The 21,831-nt window shown below is 71.4% G+C and carries 15 protein-coding genes; 14 read left to right on the plus strand and 1 reads right to left on the minus strand.

Annotation, left to right across the window (positions count from 1 at the left end):
* Positions 1-128: 128 nt before the first annotated feature.
* Complete coding sequence (locus KBZ10_RS18955) at positions 129-1,658, minus strand: UDP-N-acetylglucosamine 1-carboxyvinyltransferase (RefSeq protein WP_210988846.1); 1,530 nt, start codon at positions 1,656-1,658, stop codon at positions 129-131.
* Positions 1,659-1,909: 251 nt separating this feature from the next.
* Between KBZ10_RS18955 and KBZ10_RS30075 the strand changes: the two genes are divergently transcribed.
* The 14 genes from KBZ10_RS30075 (at position 1,910) to KBZ10_RS19025 (ending at position 21,448) form a co-directional block, all read left to right on the plus strand.
* Entirely contained in the window at positions 1,910-2,554 is a 645-nt protein-coding gene (locus KBZ10_RS30075) for a gas vesicle protein (RefSeq protein WP_210988847.1), read from the plus strand.
* Positions 2,547-3,629 carry a gas vesicle protein gene (locus KBZ10_RS18965; RefSeq protein ID WP_210988848.1) on the plus strand — a complete coding sequence of 361 codons (1,083 nt, stop codon included), beginning with the start codon at positions 2,547-2,549 and terminating at the stop codon, positions 3,627-3,629. Before KBZ10_RS30075 ends, KBZ10_RS18965 begins: the two co-directional genes overlap by 8 nt.
* Positions 3,613-3,963, plus strand: coding sequence for a gas vesicle protein K (locus KBZ10_RS18970; protein WP_210988849.1), 351 nt, complete (start codon positions 3,613-3,615; stop codon positions 3,961-3,963). Before KBZ10_RS18965 ends, KBZ10_RS18970 begins: the two co-directional genes overlap by 17 nt.
* On the plus strand, positions 3,960-4,916 hold the full coding sequence (locus tag KBZ10_RS18975) for a GvpL/GvpF family gas vesicle protein (RefSeq protein WP_210988850.1): 957 nt from the start codon (positions 3,960-3,962) through the stop codon (positions 4,914-4,916). Before KBZ10_RS18970 ends, KBZ10_RS18975 begins: the two co-directional genes overlap by 4 nt.
* A 530-nt stretch (positions 4,917-5,446) precedes the next feature.
* A complete protein-coding gene (gene acnA / locus KBZ10_RS18980; protein ID WP_307847509.1) occupies positions 5,447-8,170 on the plus strand; it encodes an aconitate hydratase AcnA in 2,724 nt (907 codons plus the stop codon).
* Positions 8,171-9,141: 971 nt separating this feature from the next.
* Positions 9,142-10,575, plus strand: a complete 1,434-nt coding sequence (ngcE, locus tag KBZ10_RS18985; RefSeq protein WP_210988852.1) for an N-acetylglucosamine/diacetylchitobiose ABC transporter substrate-binding protein — start codon at positions 9,142-9,144, stop codon at positions 10,573-10,575.
* 107 nt (positions 10,576-10,682) lie between these two features.
* Positions 10,683-11,615, plus strand: a complete 933-nt coding sequence (locus KBZ10_RS18990; RefSeq protein ID WP_210988853.1) for a carbohydrate ABC transporter permease — start codon at positions 10,683-10,685, stop codon at positions 11,613-11,615.
* Positions 11,616-11,620: 5 nt separating this feature from the next.
* Positions 11,621-12,568: a carbohydrate ABC transporter permease gene (locus KBZ10_RS18995; protein ID WP_210988854.1), complete on the plus strand. Its 948-nt coding sequence runs from the start codon at positions 11,621-11,623 to the stop codon at positions 12,566-12,568.
* Between the two features lie 338 nt (positions 12,569-12,906).
* Complete coding sequence (locus KBZ10_RS19000) at positions 12,907-14,109, plus strand: ROK family transcriptional regulator (protein ID WP_210988855.1); 1,203 nt, start codon at positions 12,907-12,909, stop codon at positions 14,107-14,109.
* 117 nt (positions 14,110-14,226) lie between these two features.
* Positions 14,227-15,312: a sugar ABC transporter substrate-binding protein gene (locus KBZ10_RS19005; protein WP_210988856.1), complete on the plus strand. Its 1,086-nt coding sequence runs from the start codon at positions 14,227-14,229 to the stop codon at positions 15,310-15,312.
* 176 nt (positions 15,313-15,488) lie between these two features.
* Positions 15,489-16,277, plus strand: coding sequence for an ATP-binding cassette domain-containing protein (locus KBZ10_RS19010; protein WP_210988857.1), 789 nt, complete (start codon positions 15,489-15,491; stop codon positions 16,275-16,277).
* A complete protein-coding gene (locus KBZ10_RS19015) occupies positions 16,274-17,542 on the plus strand; it encodes a sugar ABC transporter permease (RefSeq protein WP_210988858.1) in 1,269 nt (422 codons plus the stop codon). Before KBZ10_RS19010 ends, KBZ10_RS19015 begins: the two co-directional genes overlap by 4 nt.
* Before the next feature lie 215 nt (positions 17,543-17,757).
* Complete coding sequence (dxs, locus tag KBZ10_RS19020) at positions 17,758-19,710, plus strand: 1-deoxy-D-xylulose-5-phosphate synthase (RefSeq protein WP_210988859.1); 1,953 nt, start codon at positions 17,758-17,760, stop codon at positions 19,708-19,710.
* Positions 19,711-19,924: 214 nt separating this feature from the next.
* A complete protein-coding gene (locus KBZ10_RS19025) occupies positions 19,925-21,448 on the plus strand; it encodes an amino acid permease (RefSeq protein ID WP_210988860.1) in 1,524 nt (507 codons plus the stop codon).
* The last annotated feature ends 383 nt before the right edge of the window (positions 21,449-21,831 follow it).

The following is a 21,831-nucleotide window of genomic DNA, read 5'->3' on the forward strand; positions in this document are numbered from 1 at the left end:
GCTCTGCGCGTCCGCACGAACGACGATGAGCCGGGAAGCCGAGTCTGCCCGGGGACTTTTTGGGATCCGTCCAGGTCCCCGCGTTTGTGCAGGTCATGAGGGGGTTCGTGCTGCTTTCCTCAGAGCTTTCAGATGTCCCGGAAGATCTCGATCTGCGCTCCGACCGAGTTCAGGCGTTCCGCCAGTTCCTCGTAGCCGCGGTTGATGACGTAGACGTTGCGCAGTACCGAGGTGCCCTCGGCGGCCATCATCGCCAGCAGGATCACCACCGCCGGGCGCAGCGCCGGCGGGCACATCATCTCCGCGGCCCGCCAGCGCGTCGGGCCCTCGACCAGCACCCGGTGCGGGTCGAGGAGTTTGACGTCGGCGCCGAGCCGGTTGAGGTCGGTGAGGTAGATCGCGCGGTTGTCGTAGACCCAGTCGTGGATCAGCGTCGAGCCCTGCGCGGTGGCGGCGATGGCCGCGAAGAAGGGGACGTTGTCGATGTTGAGGCCCGGGAACGGCATCGGGTGGATCTTGTCGATCGGGGCGTTCAGCTTCGAGGGGCGCACGGTGAGGTCGATGAGCCGGGTGCGGCCGTTGTCGGCGCGGTACTCGTGGCTGCGCTCGTGGTCGAGGCCCATCTCCTCCAGGACCGCCAGCTCGATCTCCAGGAACTCCACCGGCACCCGCCGGATGGTGAGTTCGGACTCGGTGACGAGGGCCGCGGCGAGCAGGCTCATCGCCTCCACCGGGTCCTCGGAGGGCGAGTAGTCCACGTCCCGGTCGATGTGCGGGACGCCGTGCACGGTGAGGGTGGTGGTGCCGATGCCCTCGACCGTCACGCCGAGCTGCTCCAGGAAGAAGCAGAGGTCCTGGACCATGTAGTTGGAGCTGGCGTTGCGGATGACGGTGACGCCGTCGTGCCGGGCCGCCGCCAGCAGGGCGTTCTCGGTGACCGTGTCGCCGCGCTCGGTGAGCACGATCGGGCGGTCCGGGTGGATGCTCCGGTCGACCTCGGCGTGGTAGATGCCGTCGGTCGCCGTGATCTCCAGGCCGAAGCGGCGCAGTGCCGTCATGTGCGGCTGCACGGTGCGGGTGCCGAGGTCGCAGCCGCCGGCGTACGGGATGCGGAACCGGTCCTCGCGGTGCAGCAGCGGGCCGAGGAACATGATGACGCTGCGGGTGCGCCGTGCCGCCTCCATGTCCATGGAGTCCAGTTCGAGGCGGTCCGGCGGGACGATCTCCAGGTCGGCGCCGTCGTTGATCCAGCGGGTGCGGACGCCGACGCTGCCCAGCACCTCCAGGATCCGGTAGACCTCCTCGATCCGGGCCACCCGGCGCAGGGTGGTGCGGCCGGAGTTGAGCAGGGTGGCGCAGAGGAGGGCGACGCAGGCGTTCTTGCTCGTCCTGACGTCGATGCCGCCCGAGAGGCGGCGGCCGCCGACCACGCGCAGATGCATCGGCCCGGCGTAGCCGAGCGAGACGATCTCGCTGTCCAGGGCCTCGCCGATACGGGCAATCATCTCAAGGCTGATGTTCTGGTTGCCGCGCTCGATGCGGTTGACGGCGCTCTGGCTGGTGCCCAGAGCGTCCGCGAGATGCGACTGTGTCCAGCCGCGGTGCTGCCGGGCGTCTCGGATGAGGCGTCCGATGCGTACGAGGTAGTCGTCTCCCATGCGGTTCACGTTATCTCAGATATGAGATTCCCGCGCTTTGGAGAGTCCGGAGGGTGGTCGGCCGGATGAGGGTGGAGTGCCCGTTTTGTTCGCGTTCTCACCCGGGTGGGCGCATGACTGCCCAGTGCGGGGTCGTCCGTCCCGCAAAGAGCCGGGCGTCCGGGACGGCGGGGGCCCCGGCGCGGCGCGGGGCCGCCCGGCACCCGGTTTTCCGGAGGGTTGACGGCGGGCGCTCAGGTAAGGCGAGGGACATGAGAGAACCCGATCCGATACGTGACGTCCGGGGCCCCTCGGGAGCCCCGGCGCCGGCTGCGCGTGCGCCGGCGGCCGCGGTCGGCACCGGGCGGTACGGCGGCGGTGCCCGCGCGCTGGAACCGCAGCGCGGCGGCGAGGGCAGCCTCGCCCATGTCGTCGAGACCCTGCTGGACAAGGGGCTCGTCCTCAACGCGGACATCATGGTGTCGGTCGCCGGTGTCGAACTGCTGGGCATCCGGCTGCGCGCCGCGCTGGCCTCCTTCGAGACGGCCGCCCGCTACGGGCTGGAGTTCCCCTCCGGCACGGACATGGAGACCGCCGCCTGGCGCGAGGTCAAGGAGGACAAGGAGACCTGTCCCGAGTGCCACAAGAAGGTGCCCACCCGGGAACTCCTCAACGAATGGTGCCCCTGGTGCGGCTGGCGCAGTGCCAGGGCGCTGTCCCGGGCGTCCGCCGCCGACCCCGGCGCGGTGCCCGGCGGTGCTTCCGCCGGGCCGGAGGACGGGGAGCCCGCCGCGGTGGAGGGCGGCGCGCCGGGTGGCCGGCCGCACGCCCGGCAGGGCGGGAGCGAGGCCCGGGGCGAACGGCGGGGCGAACGGCGGGACGCGCGGCGGGATGCGCCGCAGGCGGACGATGCCTGACCGCGCCCCGGCCCTCCCGTCGCTCCGGCCCACCCGCGACCCCCGGGTCACCCTGGACGACCTGCTGGAGGTCGTCCTCAACAAGGGGGCCGTCCTCCATCTGGACCTGATCATCGCCGTCGCCGACATCCCGCTGATCGGCGTCAACGTCCGCGCCGCCATCGCCGGCATGGAGACGATGCTCGAGTACGGGATGCTGCGGCAGTGGGACGAGGCCACCCGCGCCTGGGCGGAGCGCTCCGGCGGCCGGGGCCTCGAACTGCGGGACGGCGAGCGGCTGGTCAGCAAGATGTTCGGCGGCCACCGGCTGACGGGCGAGGTGTACTCGGCCTGGCGGCCCGGCAGCGTCCAGCTGACCGACCGGCGCCTGGTCGTGCTCCGCCGGGAGCCGCGCGAGATCCTCTGGGAGGCCGAGCTGGCCGAGCTGGAGTCGGCCGCCCTGGAGACCGAGCGGGCCGTCGGCGGCGAGGACCGCACCCGGCTGCGGGTCCGGCTGCGCGACGGCGGGGAGGCGCTGCTCTCCGCCGCCGAGCCGGAACGCCTGCACCGGGAACTGCTGCGGCTGGCGCCCGGTGCGCGGCCCCTGACGGCGGCGGACGGGAGCGACGGCGGAACGGCCGGCCCGGGCGGGGACGAGGGCGGGCACGAGGGCCATCTGTGGTACCACGAGCCGCGCCGTGGCGGCGCGCTGTGGCGCGGCGGCCGCGGCCGGGTCGACGCCGGCGGGCTCTCCTGGAAGTCGCCCGTCGACGCCCGGCCCGCGCTGGTACTGGCGCCCGGCGATCTGCTCGGCGTCCGCCTGGAGGAGCGGGACAACCCGACCGGCGGCCCGTACACCCTGGTGCTGGACACCCCCGGCGGCGAGGTGGCCCTCGCGGCCGACGCACTCCCCGACTGGACCGGCCCTCTCCACCGCGTGACGGCGGGCGGCGCGGGTCAGGAGACGGGGCGGGCGGATCGGGACGCGGGTGGGGAGGACGTGGGCCGGGAGGACGCGGGCCGGGAGGACGCGGGTCGGGAGGAGAACGGGGAATCCCCGGAGCGAAGGAGGGATGACGGTGGCCCTCACCGTTGACGAGAAGAGCCTCAAGCACGGGGTGCTGACCCTGGTCGTCACCCTGGTCGAGGTGATCCAGGAGGCCCTGGAGCGCCAGGCGCTGCGGCGGATGGAGGGCGGCGACCTCACCCCCGAGGAGACCGAGCGGCTCGGTGAGGCACTCCTCGAACTGGACGAGGCCATGAAGGAGATCAAGGACGAGCACGGCATCACCGTCTCCGTGGCCGACCTCCACCGCGGACTCGACGAGGTCGTGGACGACGTGGTGGACAAGCTCGTCAACCCGGCGCGCTGGGCCGAGGAGGCCGGAGCGGGGGAGGGGCCCGGGACCGGGACGGGAGGTGCGCGATGAACGGCACCCCCGGCCCGGCGAACGGCACCCCCGGCCCCGCCACCGCGCCGGGCACCCCCGGCCCCCACCCGGAGCACGACCGGTCCGCGCCGGCGGAACAGCCCCAGGCCCTGTACGTCTACGCGCTGCTGCCCGACCCGGGTACGGAGGCCGCTGAGACCCTGCCGGGCACGACCACCGGCCTCGACGGCCGACCCCTCCGGCTGGTGGGCGACAAGCCCGGTGGTCCGGTGGCACTGGTCCACGCGACGGCTCCGGCGCCGTACCAGGGCCCGGACGAGGACGTGCGCCGCTGGATCGTCGAGCACGACCGCGCCGTCGACGCGGCCTGGCAGCTCACCGGGGCCGTCCTGCCGATGACGTTCAACGTGCTGGTGCGGCCGGAGGACGGGCGGAGCGCGGAGCAGCGGCTGCGTGGCTGGCTGGCCGAGCACCACGACGAACTCACCGCCAGGCTCGACGACTTGGCGGGCCACGCCGAACTGCGGGTGGAGATCACCCTGGACCGGGAGGCCGCCGCCGTGAGCAGCGAGCGGGCCCGGTCCCTGATGGCGGACATGGCGGAGAGCTCGCCCGGGGTGCGCAGGCTGCTCGCCAAGCGGCTGGAGATGGCCCGCCGTGAGGCGTCCGAGCAATTGGCCGACGCGCTGTACGCGGACGCCCGGCGCCGGCTGGCGGTCGTCTCCGAGGACCTCCAGGACCGGCGCCGCGCGGTCCGCGACCCCGGCGAGACGGACGTGCTGTCCGTGTCCCTGCTGGTGCGGCAGGACGGGATCGAGACGGTGGGCCGGGTGCTCGCGGAGATCCAGGACGAGCAGTCGGCGGTCCGCATCCGCTTCCTGGGGCCCTGGCCGCCGTACTCCTTCGCAGACCTGGGACGGGGCCCGGGCGGCCGGGAGCCGGAGGAGGCCCCGCCCGGCGGCGGGGCGGTTCCCGGCCTCCGCCCGGCCTGACGGCCGTCCATCCCGTCCCGCCCGTCGCTGCGGCTGTCCCGCCTGTATCCCGCCTCTCCCGCCTGCCGCCTCTCCCGCCTGCCGCCTCGGCCGTCCGCCCGCTCGGCCGTCCGCCCGCTCGGCCGTCCGGCCCGTACGCCCGGCCCGACAGGGGTTCGGTCCGGCGCCGAGGGGTACCCGCAGGCACCGGTGCGGCCGCTCCGGACGGGAGTCCGGCCCCTGCCCGGAGGGCGGCGGAACGGCGGCTGGACGCAGCCCGGACGCAGCCCGGACGGAGCCCGGACGCAGCCCGGACGCAGCCCGGACGGAGCCCGGACGGAGCCCGCGCGGAGCCGGACGGCCGCCGGGGATGTCCGGCACCGGGTCCGTGCACTAGTGTTATCTTGACATCGAGATATCTGCCGAGCGGGCACACCGCGGCCGCCAGGGGACACGGGCTCACACGCAAGTAAGCCTTACCTCAGCGGAGGGACTGTGAGTCGGGGCGGCAGCATGGCGGTAACGGACGCACATTCATGAAGGAGACTGTCGTGTCGGCGAACAGCTTCGACGCCCGCAGCACGCTGCGCGTGGGTGACGAGTCGTACGAGATCTTCCGGCTGGACAAGGTCGAGGGCTCCGCGCGCCTCCCCTACAGCCTGAAGGTGCTGCTGGAGAACCTGCTCCGCACGGAGGACGGCGCCAACATCACCGCCGATCACATCCGCGCGCTCGGCGGCTGGGACGCGGCCGCCCAGCCCAGCCAGGAGATCCAGTTCACGCCGGCCCGCGTGATCATGCAGGACTTCACCGGTGTGCCCTGCGTCGTGGACCTGGCCACCATGCGCGAGGCCGTGAAGGAGCTCGGGGGAGACCCCGCCAAGATCAACCCGCTGGCGCCGGCCGAGCTGGTCATCGACCACTCCGTGATCGCCGACAAGTTCGGCACCCCGGACGCCTTCACGCAGAACGTCGAGCTGGAGTACGGCCGCAACCGCGAGCGCTACCAGTTCCTGCGCTGGGGCCAGACGGCCTTCGACGAGTTCAAGGTCGTACCGCCCGGCACCGGCATCGTCCACCAGGTGAACATCGAGCACCTGGCCCGCACCGTCATGGTCCGGAACGGCCAGGCGTACCCCGACACCCTCGTCGGCACCGACTCGCACACCACCATGGTCAACGGCCTCGGCGTGCTCGGCTGGGGCGTCGGCGGCATCGAGGCCGAGGCCGCGATGCTCGGCCAGCCGGTGTCGATGCTCATCCCGCGGGTCGTCGGCTTCAAGCTGACCGGTGAGATGCCGGCCGGCACCACCGCCACCGACCTGGTGCTCACCATCACCGAGATGCTGCGCAAGCACGGCGTCGTCGGCAAGTTCGTCGAGTTCTACGGCGAGGGCGTCTCCGCGGTGCCGCTGGCCAACCGCGCCACGATCGGCAACATGTCGCCGGAGTTCGGCTCCACCGCGGCGATCTTCCCGATCGACGGCGAGACCCTCAACTACCTCAAGCTGACCGGCCGTTCCGAGCAGCAGCTCGCGCTGGTCGAGGCGTACGCCAAGGAGCAGGGCCTCTGGCTCGACCCGGCCGCCGAGCCGGACTTCTCCGAGAAGCTGGAGCTCGACCTCGCCACGGTCGTCCCGTCCATCGCCGGCCCGAAGCGCCCGCAGGACCGCATCATCCTGGCCGACGCCAAGGCGCAGTTCGCCCAGGACGTGCGGAACTACGTGGCCGTCAACGGCGACCTGGACGAGGCGGGCAAGGAGTCCTTCCCGGCCTCCGACGCCCCGGCGGTCTCCAGCGAGGTCCCGGCCAAGAAGGCCAAGGTCACCGCCCCCGACGGCACCGAGTACGAGCTGGACCACGGCGCCGTCACCGTCGCCGCGATCACCTCCTGCACCAACACCTCCAACCCGTACGTCATGGTCGGCGCCGCGCTCGTCGCCAAGAAGGCGGTGGAGAAGGGCCTCACCCGCAAGCCGTGGGTCAAGACCACCCTGGCCCCCGGGTCCAAGGTCGTCATGGACTACTACGACCGGGCCGGCCTCACCCCGTACCTCGACAAGATGGGCTTCAACCTCGTCGGCTACGGCTGCACCACCTGCATCGGCAACTCCGGCCCGCTGCCGGAGGAGGTCTCGCAGGCGGTCAACGAGCACGACCTCGCCGTCGTCTCGGTGCTCTCCGGCAACCGCAACTTCGAGGGCCGGATCAACCCCGACGTCAAGATGAACTACCTGGCGTCCCCGCCGCTGGTCGTCGCGTACGCCATCGCCGGCTCCATGAAGGTGGACATCACCACCGAGGCGCTCGGCACGGACCAGGACGGCCACCCGGTCTTCCTCAAGGACATCTGGCCCTCCGAGCAGGAGGTCGAGGAGGTCGTGGCCTCCGCGATCGGCCAGGAGATGTTCGGCAGCAGCTACGCCGACGTCTTCGCGGGCGACGCCCAGTGGCAGGCGCTCCCGATCCCGACCGGCAACACGTTCGAGTGGGACAGCGAGTCCACCTACGTCCGCAAGCCCCCGTACTTCGAGGGCATGGGCATGGAGCCGGCCCCGGTCGAGGACATCTCCGGCGCCCGCGTGCTCGCCAAGCTGGGCGACTCGGTCACCACTGACCACATCTCCCCGGCCGGCGCCATCAAGGCCGACACCCCCGCGGGCCAGTACCTCACCGAGCACGGCATCCAGCGCCGCGACTTCAACAGCTACGGCTCCCGCCGCGGCAACCACGAGGTCATGATCCGCGGCACCTTCGCCAACATCCGCCTGCGCAACCAGATCGCGCCGGGCACCGAGGGCGGCTACACCCGCGACTTCACCCAGGACGGCGGCCCGGTCTCCTTCATCTACGACGCCTCGCGCAACTACATCGAGCAGGGCATCCCGCTGGTCGTGCTGGCCGGCAAGGAGTACGGCTCCGGCTCGTCCCGCGACTGGGCGGCGAAGGGCACCGCGCTGCTCGGCGTCAAGGCTGTCATCGCCGAGTCCTACGAGCGCATCCACCGCTCCAACCTCATCGGCATGGGCGTGCTGCCGCTCCAGTTCCCGGAGGGCGCCTCGGCGGAGTCCCTGGGCCTCACCGGCGAGGAGACCTTCTCCGTCTCCGGCGTGACCGAGCTCAACGAGGGCACCACCCCGCGCACCGTGAAGGTCACCACCGACACCGGTGTGGAGTTCGACGCGGTCGTCCGCATCGACACCCCCGGCGAGGCGGACTACTACCGCAACGGCGGCATCCTGCAGTACGTGCTGCGCTCGCTGATCCGCAAGTAGGCACGGCACGGCACGACCCCGGCACCGGCCCCCGGCACCGGGCGACGGCCAGCAGGGCGACGGGCCGCACTCCCCGCACAGGGGGTGCGGCCCGTCGCCGTTCCGGGCTGTGCCCGTCCCCGGGCGGCGCCCCGGCCGCCCCGTCCCGGTTCAGCCCAACTGCCCTGTATCGTCACAGAGTTCACGGTGACGCGCGTCATGGGGAACTGGTTGAATTCCGAGCGTCGTCCACATGATCATGCTCAGCCGGCCGAGGACGTGGAGTTCAGCGGCGGCACGGTGCCCGCCGGCGCCACCGCCACCCGCCTCATCGGCGCCGCCGGAGCGTCCGCCTCCCGGCGGGTACGTCGGGACGGGCCGCGAACGGGTACGGGGGCGCGGCCGGCACCACGCATCGGCCGGAAGAGCGGGCCGGCCGGGAGAGAACCGCCCGGAACGGAGTCGCCCGGAACGGAACAGGCCGCGCGCCCCGGGCGGGCCGGGCCCCGGACCCGGGGCGCCGTCCCCCGCTGCGCCCAATCGGCTGAAAATCGGACCGGTGGTGCCGTCGTGCCCGGCCGTGCGGGCCGGTGCCGGTTTGGATGGTCCCCGGCGGACCACCGGCTCCGGCTCAACTCCCGCCGGGAGCAGGCGGACCGCCCTTCCGCGCGGAAGCGGCGCGGAGGTGTGCCGCCCAGGTCTCAACTCGGGAAAGACTCCTGCCGAATGCTGTATTCGATCTTGCTCACCCGGCGCGGAGTGGACTATACCTGTCGGCGTCCCAGGGTCACCCACGGCACCCGCGGAATCGGGGGACGGCACACGGCGGGAGGTGGCTTCGCCGCGCACCACCGGGGTTCTCCGACCGATCCCGGCGCACCCCCAGCACGACTCAGCTGCACATGACCGCGGTGGCGGTGCCCTTCGCCGAGGCGCGGAGCTCCGGGGACCGGCACACACCGCCCGAGTCCGGGAGAGGGCGAGGACCCAGCATGCGATCCAGCTCCGAGCACAGCCGCCACAGCCGTCGCGACGTCATCAAGCGGGCTGCGGCCCTCGGCCTGATCGCCGTACCGGCGATGAGCACCCTCGCGTCCTGCGCCTCCAGCGCCACCAGCGGGGAGAAGGTCGAGAAGGGCGAGAAGAGCGCCGCCAACCCGCTCGGGGTCAACGGCGGCGCGCCCCTCGACGTCGTCATCTTCGACGGCGGATTCGGCGACCAGTACGCCAAGGACGCCGAGGCCGTCTACCGGAAGAAGTTCCCGGACGCCGAGGTCAAGCACGCCGCCACGCAGAAGATCCAGTCGGTTCTCCAGCCCCGCTTCAACGGCGGCACCCCGCCCGACCTCATCGACAACTCCGGCGCCGAGCAGATGGACCTGGGCGTCCTCGTCGGCAAGAAGCAGCTCACCGACCTCACCCCGCTGCTGGACGCGCCGTCCTTCGACGACCCGGACAAGAAGGTCCGCGACACCCTCCGCCCCGGCGTCGCCGAGATGGGGCAGTTCGACGGCGATCCCGTCCACGTCCTCTACTACGCCTACAACGTGCACGGCGTGTGGTACTCGCAGACGGCCCTCGACAAGCTCGACGCCGAATACCCGCAGACCTGGGACGACATGCTCGCCCTCTGCGCCAAGGCGAAGAAGAAGGGCATCGCCGGCTGGACCTACGCAGGCAAGAACCCGTACTACGTGACCTTCAGCCTCTTCCCCTTCATGGCGAAGATCGGCGGCCGGGAAGTCCTCGACGCGATCGACAACCTGGAGCCCGACGCCTGGCGCGGCCCCGCCGTCAGATCCGCCCTGGAGGCGTACTACGAACTCCAGCAGAAGGGCTACATCCTCCGCGGCACCCCCGGCCTGACCCACATCGAATCGCAGACCGCCTGGACGGAGGGGAAGGCGCTGTTCATCCCCAACGGCTCCTGGGTCGAGAACGAGGCCAAGGCCACCACCCCGAAGGACTTCGAACTCCGCGTCGCCGCCCCTTCCGGCCTGGACGGCTCCGACAGGATGCCCGCCGGCACGATCTGGGCGGCCGGCGGCGAGCCGTTCATCGTCCCCGCCCGGGCGAAGAACCCCGACGGTGGCATGGAACTGCTGCGCACCATGCTCGGGGAGCAGTCCTCGAAGAACTTCACCCGCCAGGTCTCCTCGCTGACCTCCTACGACGGCGGCACCGAGGGGCTGACCCTGCCGCCCGGTCTCACCTCCGCGGTGGACGCGCTCGACAAGGCCGGGGACAACATCGTCAACCCGCGGATCAAGGACTGGTACGTCGCGCTGTGGAAGGAGAAGGTCGGCGGCGGCCTCGGCGAGATGATGGCCGGCCGGATCACCCCCGCCGAGGCGGTCAAGAAGATCCAGATCTACACCAACGAGGCGGCGAACGACGACGCCGTCAAGCACTACCGGCACCAGTGAGGGCACGTCACCAGTGAGGGCCGTCACGAGTGAGGGAACGTCACGAGTGAGGGAACGTCACCAGCGTCCGGCGCGGGCGGCGCGGCCGGGGATCGGGGTCGGTCACCATGCACCACGGTAAGTACCGGTTCATCGCCGGGTTCCTGGCCGCGCCGCTCGCGCTCTACACGCTCTTCGTCATCTGGCCCTTCCTCCAGGCGGTCTACTACTCCTTCACCGACTGGACCGGCCTGAGCCCCGAGTTCGCGGTCACGGGACTGCGCAACTACGAACGGCTGCTGGACGACGAGATCTTCTGGAAGTCGCTCCAGCACAGCGTGCTCCTCGTGCTGCTCGTGCCGCTGGTCACGATCGCCCTCGCGCTCTTCTTCGCCTTCATGCTCAACGTCGGCGGGCGGCGGCGCCGGGGCGCGGCGGCCGTCACGGGGGTGCGCGGCTCCGCCTTCTACAAGATCGTCTACTTCTTCCCGCAGGTCCTGTCGATCGCCATCGTCGCCCTGCTCTTCCAGTTCGCCTACAACCCGAACAACGGCGCGATCAACGCGGGGCTGCGGGCGGTCGGCCTGGGCTCGGTCCAGCCGGACTGGCTCGGCGATCCCGGCTACGCCCTGTGGTCGGTGATGGCCGTGCTGGTCTGGTGCACGGTCGGCTTCTTCGTGGTGCTGTTCTCGGCCGGCATGTCCTCCATCCCCCTCGACTTCTACGAGGCGGCCCTCCTGGACGGCGCCGGGCGCGTCACCACCTTCTTCCGGATCACCCTGCCGCTGCTCTGGGACACGGTGCAGTCCGGCTGGATCTACATGGGCATCCTGGCGCTCGGCGCGGAGGCGTTCGCGGTCGTCCAGATCATGACCGTGGGCGCCAACGGCGGCGGCCCCGACTACTCCACGACGGTGCTGCCGCTGTACGTGTACGTGAAGGCGTTCCGCGACGGCCAGGCGGCCTACGCGACGACGATCGGCGTCGCCCTGCTCCTCGTCACCCTGGCCTTCGCGGCCGTCGTGATGCGGCTGGGCCGCCGCGAGCGGCTGGAGTTCTGATACCGATGGAGACCACCGACACCCCGCCCCCGCCCGCTCCCGACGCCGTCCCCCGGCACGGTGTCCCCGAGGAGCCGCCGGTGCGCAAGACCGGCCCCGGCGGGCGCCGGCGCTCCCGGAACGGCGGCGAGGGGAGGGCGCTCAACGCCTTCTCCCACGGCATGCTCGTGCTGTGGGCGTTCATGGTGGTCATGCCGCTGCTGTGGGCGGTGATGACCTCCTTCAAGACCGACCGGGAGATCTTCACCGCGCCGTGGAGCCTGCCGGCCTCGCCCCAGTTCGAGAACTGGGCGCGCGCCTGGAGCCAGGCGCACATGAGCGACTACTTCCTCAACACCGTTCTGGTGGTGGGGGGCTCACTGACGGGCACCATGCTGCTGGGCTCCATGGCCGCCTATGTGCTGGCCCGGTTCGACTTCCCCGGGAACCGGTTCCTCTACTTCCTCTTCATCGGCGGCATGAGCTTCCCGGTCATCCTCGCCCTGGTGCCGCTGTTCTACGTGCTCAACAATCTCGCCCTGCTCAACACCCTGCACGGGCTGATCCTGACGTACATCGCCTACTCGCTGCCGTTCACCGTCTTCTTCCTCACGGCCTTCTTCCGGACCCTGCCCACGACGGTGGCGGAGGCCGCGCTCATCGACGGGGCCTCGCACGCCCGGACCTTCTTCCAGGTGATGCTGCCGATGGCCCGGCCCGGGCTCATCAGCGTCGGGATCTTCAATTTCCTCGGCCAGTGGAACCAGTACATGCTGCCGACCGTGCTCAACACGGACCCCGAGCGGAAGGTCCTCTCCCAGGGCCTGGTGCAGCTCGCGGTCAGCCAGGGCTACAAGGGCGACTGGTCGGGGCTCTTCGCCGGGCTGGTGATGGCGATGCTGCCGGTGCTCGCCGCGTACATCGTCTTCCAGCGGCAGGTGGTCGCGGGCCTGACGGCCGGCGCGCTGAAGTAGCGGGGCGGGTTGTGCGGGACGCCCCGCCCCGGGACGGCCGGTCGTCCGGCACGGGGCGGGTCATCCGATGTGTGGCGCCATGCGGCCTTCGCGTTCGCGCGGTGCACGGGCGCTACCGCCGTACCCGCGGCTCGCGGCCCGGGGGCGCACCGGCGCCCGGGCAGGTCGCACGCGGTACGGCCGGGGGCGCGTCGGTTCGCTCACGGATCCAGCTCTTGACGAGATCTCCTCCACGGGCTCAGCTTAGAGTTCACAAGTTGGAGGAACGGCCGGAACACCCTTGCGGGGGCCGGGCCGGGCGGCGGTCGAGCCGCCGTTCCAGGCGGGAGAGGATGATCGTGGAGACTCCGGGATCGCAGTCGTCGCTGCACCGGGCCAATCTGGAGCGGGTCGTGCGCGCGGTGCGCCTGGCCGGCTCCCTCACCCAGGCGGAGATCGCCCGGAGCACGGGCCTGTCCGCGGCCACGGTCTCCAATATCGTCCGGGAGCTCAGGGACAGTGGGATCGTGCAGGTCACGCCCACCTCGGCGGGCGGCCGGCGGGCGCGCAGCGTCTCGCTCAGCGGGGACGCGGGGATCGTGGTGGGGGTGGACTTCGGCCACACCCACCTCCGGGTGGCCGTCGGCAACCTCGCCCATCAGGTGCTGGCCGAGGAGGCCGAGCCGCTGGACGTGGACGCCTCCGCGACCCAGGGCTTCGACCGGGCGGAGGCCCTGGTCAAGCGGCTCGTCGACGCCACCGGTCTCGGTGTGGGCAAGGTGATCGGGGTCGGTCTCGGCGTGCCCGGCCCGATCGACGTCGACAGCGGCGCCCTGGGGTCCACCGCGATCCTGCCGGGCTGGGCCGGCATCAACCCCAAGGAGGAACTGACGGCGCGGCTCGGCGTGCCGGTGTCCGTCGACAACGACGCGAACCTCGGCGCCCTGGGCGAGCTCGTCTGGGGTACCGGGCGCGGGGTGAAGGACCTGGCGTACATCAAGGTCGCCGGCGGTGTCGGCGCGGGCCTGGTGATCAACGGCCACATCTACCGCGGCCCGGGCGGCACGGCCGGGGAGATCGGGCACATCACCATCGACGAGTCCGGCCCCGTCTGCCGCTGCGGCAACCGGGGCTGCCTGGAGACCTTCACCGCGGCCCGGCACGTCCTGGACCTGCTGCGCACCAGTCACGGCCCGGATCTGACCATCGAGCGCATGGTGCAGCTGGCCCGCGAGGGCGACCCGGGCTGCCGCCGGGTGGTCGCCGACGTCGGGCGGCACATCGGGACCGGCGTGGCCAACCTCTGCAATCTCCTCAACCCCAGCCGGGTGGTGCTGGGCGGCGACCTGGCCGAGGCCGGGGAGCTCGTGCTGCTGCCCATCCGGGATTCCGTGGCGCGCTACGCGATCCCCAGCGCGGCGCGGCGGCTGTCCGTCGTCCCCGGCGCGCTCGGGGGGCGGGCCGAGGTGCTGGGGGCCCTCGCGCTCGTACTCAATGAAATGGGCGATTCGACACTTCTGGACGGATCGGTCGCCGCGGCGGACCCTGTCTTCACTAGATAACGGTTGGCACCGTTGTCATCTCGTTAAGTCTTTACTTCTTGACGGCAACGGCCCGGCCGAGTTGACTTCCCCACACCTCGGCCGCAGGGACGCGGCCTCGTCAGGGAGGTTCAGCACATGAACAGCACGATGCGCCGTGTCGTCATCGGCACCGCAGCGATCTCGATGGCCCTGTCCGTGGCCGCCTGCGGCAAGGCCGGCAGCGACGCGGAGGACAGCGACAACAAGACCATCGGCATTCTCCTGCCGGAGAACAAGACGACCCGGTACGAGACCTTCGACCGGCCGCTGATGACGAAGAAGATCAAGGCGCTCTGCTCCGACTGCGAGGTCTCCTACAACAACGCCAACCAGGAGACCGAGCTGCAGAAGAAGCAGTTCGACGCCCTGATCACCAAGGGTGTGAAGGTGATCATCCTGGACGCGGTGGACGCCACGGCCACCAAGTCCTGGGTCGACGCGGCCGCCAAGAAGGGCGTCAAGGTCGTCGCCTACGACCGTCTCGCCGAGGGCGACGTCTCCGCCTACATCAGTTACGACAACGAGGCGGTCGGCAAGCTCCAGGGCGAGGGCGTGCTCCAGGCCCTGGGCGACAAGGCCAAGGACAGCGAGCTCGTGATGATCAACGGCTCGCCGACCGACCCCAACGCCGCGCTCTTCAAGAAGGGCGCCCACAGCGTCCTGGACGGCAAGGTCAAGAAGATCGTCTACGAGCAGGACATCCCGGACTGGTCGCCGGACGAGGCCAACAAGAAGATGGCCGCCGCGATCACCACGCTCGGCAAGGACGGCTTCGACGCCGTCTACTCCGCCAACGACGGCATGGCGGGCGGCATCATCACGGCCCTGAAGTCGCGCGGCATCAAGGACGTCCCGGTGGGCGGCCAGGACTCCGAGCGCGCGGGCCTCCAGCGGATCGTGGCCGGTAGCCAGGCGTTCACGATCTACAAGGCCATCAAGCCCGAGGCCGAGCGGACCGCCGAGATAGCCGTCGCCCTGCTGAACGGCGACAGCATCGACGAGTTCACCGAGGACAAGGTCGACAGCAAGAGCAAGAAGGGCATCCCCAGCCAGCTCTTCGACGCCGAGATCGTGACCAAGGACAACATCAAGGACACGCTCATCGCGGACAAGGTCTACACCGTCGACGAGATCTGCACCCCGGAGTACAAGGCGGCCTGCGAGGACGCCGGACTCCTCTGACCCGGGCAGGCGCCTGAGCGCCACCGGCCCGCCGGACTTGCCCGGCACCCGCCCCCAACTTCACCCCGCTGCCGGGGGCGGGTGCCGGGCAACGGCGGCACCATCCGACGTTGCTTGCACCACCTTCGCGCCCACAGGGCGCGGCACCCCCTCCGCCTGTGAAGGCGGCTAAGGAGATGATTCACGTGTCCGCTACGCCCGTGCTGGCGTTGCGCGGGGTCTCCAAGCGGTTCGGCGCCGTACAGGCGCTCACCGACGTCGAACTGGAGATCCATCCGGGCGAGGTCGTCGCCCTGGTCGGCGACAACGGAGCCGGCAAGTCCACCCTGGTCAAGACCATCGCCGGGGTGCACCCCATCGACGAGGGCGTCATCGAGTGGAAGGGCCGCAAGGTCCGCATCGACAGGCCCCACGACTCCCAGGACCTGGGGATCGCCACCGTCTACCAGGACCTGGCGCTCTGCGACAACCTCGACGTCGTCGCCAACCTCTTCCTCGGCAGCGAGCTGCGCCGGGGCGGGGTCATCGACGAGGTCGCCATGGAGAAGCGGGCCCAGGAGCTCCTGGACACCCTCTCCATCCGCATTCCCAGCGTGCGCATCCCCGTGGCCTCCCTCTCCGGCGGCCAGCGCCAGGTCGTGGCCATCGCCCGTGCCCTGGTCGGCGACCCCGAGGTCGTCATCCTGGACGAGCCGACCGCCGCGCTCGGCGTCGAGCAGACCGCGCAGGTGCTCGACCTGGTGGAGCGGCTGCGGGAGCGCGGCCTGGGCGTCATCCTCATCAGCCACAACATGGCCGATGTCAAGGCCGTCGCCGACACGGTGGCGGTGCTGCGCCTCGGCCGCAACAACGGGGTCTTCCCGGTCCGGACGACCTCCCACGAACAGATCATCGCCGCCATCACGGGCGCCACGGACAACGCCGTGACCCGTCGCCAGGCGCGCACCACGGAGGCAGGACGATGAGCCACACCGTGCAGAAAGGTTCCGCCAAGGCGGCGCCCGCCCCGGCCGGCGCGGTCGACCCCCGGCTGCTCGTCCGCGAGCAGGGCCTGAAGGGCTACCTCACCGAGTTCCAGCGCAAGATACGCGGCGGCGAGCTCGGCTCCATACCGGTCGTCCTCGGCCTGGTGGTCATCGGCATCATCTTCCAGTCGCTGGACGAGAGCTTCCTCTCCGCGGGCAGCCTCAGCAACATCAGCGTCTACATCGCCGGCCAGGGCATCATGGCCGTCGGCATCGTCTTCGTCCTCCTGCTCGGCGAGATCGACCTCTCCGTCGGCTCCGTCGCCGGTGTCGGCGCCGCCATCTGGGCGGTGCTCAGCGTCACCGGCGACATGGGCGACCTGCAGGCCGTCCTGCTCGCCGTCGCCGCGGGCGCCGCCATCGGCGGCATCCACGGCTTCTTCTTCGCCAAGGTCGGCGTCCCGGCCTTCGTCGTCACCCTGGCCGGCTTCCTCGGCTGGAGCGGTCTGCAGATCTGGCTGATGGGTTCCGAGGGCAGCATCAACACGCCCTCGGGCAGCATCGTCGAGAACCTGACCAACTACTACTTCGAGGACATCGCGGCCGCCTACGGCCTGGCCGGCGCGGCCGTCGCCGTCTACTTCCTCGCGATGCTGCGCGACAGCCGCCGCCGGCGCGCCGCGGGGCTGCTGCACCGCCCCTTCGGCGAGGTGCTGTTCCGGGCCGCCCTGCTCGCGGCCGTGGCGTTCACCGCCGCCTACCAGCTCAACCAGTCCCGCGGGCTGCCGCTGGCGCTGGTGCTCTTCCTCGCCGTGCTGGTGACCGCCGACTTCGTGGTCCGGCGCACCACCTACGGCCGGCAGATCTACGCCAGTGGCGGCAACGCCGAGGCGGCCCGCCGCGCCGGCATCAACGTGGAGCGGGTCCGGATCACCGTCTTCATGATCGCCGGCATGCTGGCGGCCTTCGGCGGCCTCTTCATCGCCAGCCAGTCCGGGGGCGCCACCAAGAGCCTCGGCGCAGGCAACGTGCTGATGAGCGTGATCGCGGCCGCCGTCATCGGCGGCACCAGCCTCTTCGGCGGACGCGGCAAGATCTGGTCCGCGCTGCTGGGCATGCTGGTCATCCAGTCCATCCAGCAGGGCCTCAATCTGCTCGGCATGGCGAGTGAGATCCAGTACATGATCACCGGCGCGGTGCTGCTCGCGGCCGTCGTCATCGACTCGGTCTCGCGCCGCACCCAGAAGTCGGCGGGCCGCACCTGACGAGCTGCCCCCGCGGACCCGCCCGGCACCGGCCCCCTGGCCGGGGCCGGGCGCCCGTGCGTCCGGGGGCGGTGGGCCGGGCGGTGCACCCCCGGGGCCCGCGCGGCGAGCCGCTCCGGCGCACGGCCGGGTCCGCGCGTCCGGAAAGGGAACATTAGACTCAGCGGACCGGCAATGTGCTCGAAGCAAGACGGCCAAGAGGAGACACAGTGGCAATGGTGCCGCGCGAAGAGCGGGAGCTGCTGTCCCGCATCACCGGACCGCGCGATCTGGACCGGCTCGACCAGGAACAGCTCGCCCGGCTGGCCGGGGAGATCCGGACCTTCCTCGTCGACGCCGTCTCCAGGACGGGCGGTCACCTCGGACCGAACCTGGGCGTCGTCGAGCTGACGATCGCGCTGCACCGCGCCTTCGAGTCCCCGCGGGACAAGGTGCTCTTCGACACCGGACACCAGTCCTACGTGCACAAGCTCCTGACCGGCCGACAGGACTTCTCGAGGCTCCGCGCCAAGGGCGGCCTCTCCGGCTACCCCTCCCGGGCGGAGTCCGAGCACGACGTCATCGAGAACAGCCACGCCTCCACGGTGCTGGGCTGGGCCGACGGCCTGGCCAAGGCCAACCAGGTGCTGGGCCGCGAGGACCACGTCGTCGCCGTGATCGGCGACGGCGCCCTGACCGGCGGCATGGCCTGGGAGGCCCTGAACAACATCGCCGCCGCCAAGGACCGCCCCCTGGTCATCGTCGTCAACGACAACGAGCGCTCCTACGCCCCCACCATCGGCGGCCTCGCCGACCACCTCGCCACCCTCCGCGTCACCGACGGCTACGAGCGCTTCCTCGCCCGCGGCAAGGACCTCCTGGAGCGCACCCCGGTCGTCGGCCGCCCGCTGTACGAGACGCTGCACGGCGCCAAGAAGGGCCTCAAGGACTTCATCGCCCCGCAGGGCATGTTCGAGGACCTCGGCCTCAAGTACGTCGGCCCCATCGACGGCCACGACATCGAGGCCCTGGAGTCGGCCCTGGTGCGGGCCAAGCGGTTCGGCGGCCCCGTCATCGTCCACTGCCTCACCGAGAAGGGCCGCGGCTACTCGCCCGCCCTGGAGGACGAGGCCGACCGCTTCCACGCCGTCCCCGTCATCCACCCCGACACCGGCCTGCCCGTGTCCGCCGCAGGCGCCGACTGGACCTCCGTCTTCGGTGAGGAGATGGTGAAGCTCGGCCGGGAGCGCGAGGACATCGTCGCGATCACCGCGGCCATGCTCCAGCCGGTCGGCCTGGAGAAGTTCGCCAAGACCTTCCCCGACCGGGTGTACGACGTCGGCATCGCCGAGCAGCACGGCGCCGTCTCCGCGGCCGGCCTGGCCACCGGCGGGCTCCACCCCGTCTTCGCCGTCTACGCCACCTTCCTCAACCGCGCCTTCGACCAGGTGCTGATGGACGTGGCGCTGCACCGGTGCGGCGTCACCTTCGTGCTCGACCGGGCCGGCGTCACCGGCACCGACGGCGCCTCGCACAACGGCATGTGGGACCTGTCCATCCTCCAGGTCGTGCCCGGCCTGCGGATCGCCGCCCCGCGCGACGCCGACCAGCTCCGCGCCCAGCTCCGCGAGGCCGTCGCCGTCGAGGACGCCCCCACCGTCGTGCGCTACTCCAAGGGCGCGGTCGGCCCGGCGGTCGCGGCCGTCCGCCGCATCGGCGGCATGGACGTCCTCCGCGAGCCCGCCGCGGACACGACGACGCGGGACGGCTCGCAGGCGGACGTCCTGCTCGTCTCCGTCGGCGCGCTCGCCCCGATGTGCCTGGAGATCGCCGGGCTCCTGGACAAGCAGGGCATCTCCACCACCGTCGTCGACCCCCGGTGGGTCAAGCCGGTGGACGAGCAGCTCCCCGCGCTCGCCGACCGGCACCGCGTCGTGGTCACCGTCGAGGACAACGGCCGCGCCGGCGGCGTCGGCTCGGCGATCGCCCAGGCGCTCCGCGACGCCAACGTGGACGTGCCGCTGCGCGACTTCGGCATTCCGCAGCGCTTCCTCGACCACGCCTCCCGCAAGGAGGTCATGGCGGAGATCGGCCTGACGGCGCCCGACATCGCCCGCCAGGTCACCGGCCTGGTGGCGAAGCTCGACGGCCGCTACGACACCGAGCCGGCCGAGGTCGCCGGCGACTGACCGGCCCCGTCCCCGGCCGGCCCCGTCCTCGCGGGGCCGGGGCCGGCCGGCGTACCCCGAACGGCTGTGCCGGCCGGCCCGCGCCCGTTCCCGGCTCCCGCACCTCCCCCTCTTCCGATGGGGTGAATTCCCATGCGCCCGGCGGTGTAGTGCCCCGGCCCGGCGGGGGCACGTGAACCATGTCGCCGACGAGCCGAGCGCGTGGAGGTAGACGGTGAGCCAGGGAAACACGGGGAGCCGCGGGCCGGGCGACGTCCTCCGGACCAAGACGGTGGAGCAGTCCATCCGTGACACGGAGGAGCCCGACCACCGGCTCAGCAAGTCGCTCTCCGCCTTCGACCTGATGGTCTTCGGCGTGGGCGTCGTCATCGGCACCGGCATCTTCGTGCTCACCGGCGCGGTGGCCAAGGAGACCGCCGGCCCGGCGGTGGCCGTCTCCTTCGCCGTCTCCGGTCTCGTCTGCGCCCTGGCGGCCATCTGCTACGCGGAGTTCGCCTCCACCGTGCCCGTGGCCGGTTCCGCGTACACCTTCGCCTACGCCTCGCTGGGCGAACTGCCCGCCTGGATCATCGGCTGGGATCTGATGCTCGAACTCGCCCTCGGCTGCGCGGTGGTGGCCGTCGGCTGGTCCGGCTACATCCGTTCCCTGCTGGACAACGCCGGCTGGCGGCTGCCCGAGGCCCTCGCCGGCACCAGTGAGCAGAGCGGGTTCGCCTTCGACCTGCCGGCTTTCCTGCTGGTGCTGACGCTCACGGCCGTCCTCGTCGCCGGGATGAAGCTGTCCGCGCGCGTCACCTCCGTCATCGTGGCGGTCAAGGTCGCCGTGGTGCTGATCGTGATCGTCGTGGGGGCGTTCTTCGTCCGGGCGGACAACTACGACCCCTTCGTGCCGCCCGCGCGGGACACCGGCTCCGGCGGGGGCGCCGACATCGGCGCGCCGCTGGTCCAGACGCTCTTCGGCTACACCCCGTCCGCCTTCGGCGTGATGGGGATCTTCACCGGTGCGGCCATCGTCTTCTTCGCCTACATCGGCTTCGACATCGTCGCCACCGCCGCCGAGGAGACCCGCCGCCCGCAGCGCGATCTGCCCCGGGGCATCCTCGGCACGCTCGCCGTCACCACCGTGCTCTACATCGCCGTCTCCATCGTGGTGACCGGGATGCAGAAGTACACCGAGCTGTCCGTGGACGCCCCGCTCGCCGACGCCTTCAAGGCCACCGGGCACCCCTTCTGGGCCGGGCTGATCAGCTTCGGCGCCGCCGTCGGCCTCACCACGGTGTGCATGATCATGCTGCTCGGCCAGCCCCGGGTCCTCTTCGCGATGAGCCGGGACGGGCTGCTCCCGAAGATCTTCTCCCGGGTCCACCCGCGCTTCCGCACGCCCTACCGCTCGACGATCCTGCTCGGCGCGACCGCGGCCGTCATCGCGGGTTTCACCAGCATCTCCGAGCTCGCCGAACTGGTGAACATCGGCACCCTCTTCGCCTTCGTCGTCACCGCCCTCGGCGTGGTCGTCCTCCGCCGCACCCGGCCCGACCTGCCGCGCTCCTTCCGCACTCCGCTGGTGCCGCTGCTGCCGGTCGTCTCGGTGCTGGCCTCGGGCTGGCTGATGCTCAACCTCTCCGGCGAGACCTGGCTGCGGTTCGTCGTCTGGATGGCCGCCGGCGTCCTGCTGTACTTCCTCTACGGCCGCCGTCGCAGCCGCCTGCACGGCGGGGCCGGGAATCCCGTTGCCTGAGGGGCCTCTCGTCCGGACCGGGCCGCATCGGCGGGGGCCGCATCCACGGGGGCCGGAGGCCGGGCCCGCCCCCGCGGAGGACCCCGGCTCCGAGGCCGGTGCGCTGTGCGCCGAGCGGGTTACGTTCGCCACCCGGTCGACGAATCATGGCCGAAAGACATCGAAGGGCCCCCGTCAATCCGCCCGGCGTCTACTTCGCCCCGGACGGGGACCGGCCACGCTCGCGGCACGAGGGGTGAGACGGCATCACTCCGTCACTACGCGATCCGGCGGAGGAGGAAGCGGAAGCGGAATCCGCCGGCAAACGGTTACGGGACGTCGTCGGCGCGACGGACGTTCCTGATGCGGAATCTCGGCCCCGGCAGGCAGGGGCCCTGGCGGGC

This window comes from Streptomyces sp. F63, assembly GCF_018070345.1.
Classification (GTDB): Bacteria; Actinomycetota; Actinomycetes; order Streptomycetales; family Streptomycetaceae; genus Streptomyces.

Bases quoted from the DNA above. Each gene is read 5' to 3' on its own strand.
- KBZ10_RS18955 (WP_210988846.1), bottom strand. From the start codon at position 1,658: ATGGGAGACGACTACCTCGTACGCATCGGACGCCTCATCCGAGACGCC.
- KBZ10_RS30075 (WP_210988847.1), top strand. From the start codon at position 1,910: ATGAGAGAACCCGATCCGATACGTGACGTCCGGGGCCCCTCGGGAGCC.
- KBZ10_RS18965 (WP_210988848.1), top strand. From the start codon at position 2,547: ATGCCTGACCGCGCCCCGGCCCTCCCGTCGCTCCGGCCCACCCGCGAC.
- KBZ10_RS18975 (WP_210988850.1), top strand. From the start codon at position 3,960: ATGAACGGCACCCCCGGCCCGGCGAACGGCACCCCCGGCCCCGCCACC.
- ngcE (WP_210988852.1), top strand. From the start codon at position 9,142: ATGCGATCCAGCTCCGAGCACAGCCGCCACAGCCGTCGCGACGTCATC.
- KBZ10_RS18990 (WP_210988853.1), top strand. From the start codon at position 10,683: ATGCACCACGGTAAGTACCGGTTCATCGCCGGGTTCCTGGCCGCGCCG.
- KBZ10_RS18995 (WP_210988854.1), top strand. From the start codon at position 11,621: ATGGAGACCACCGACACCCCGCCCCCGCCCGCTCCCGACGCCGTCCCC.
- KBZ10_RS19005 (WP_210988856.1), top strand. From the start codon at position 14,227: ATGAACAGCACGATGCGCCGTGTCGTCATCGGCACCGCAGCGATCTCG.
- KBZ10_RS19010 (WP_210988857.1), top strand. From the start codon at position 15,489: ATGATTCACGTGTCCGCTACGCCCGTGCTGGCGTTGCGCGGGGTCTCC.
- KBZ10_RS19015 (WP_210988858.1), top strand. From the start codon at position 16,274: ATGAGCCACACCGTGCAGAAAGGTTCCGCCAAGGCGGCGCCCGCCCCG.
- dxs (WP_210988859.1), top strand. From the start codon at position 17,758: ATGGTGCCGCGCGAAGAGCGGGAGCTGCTGTCCCGCATCACCGGACCG.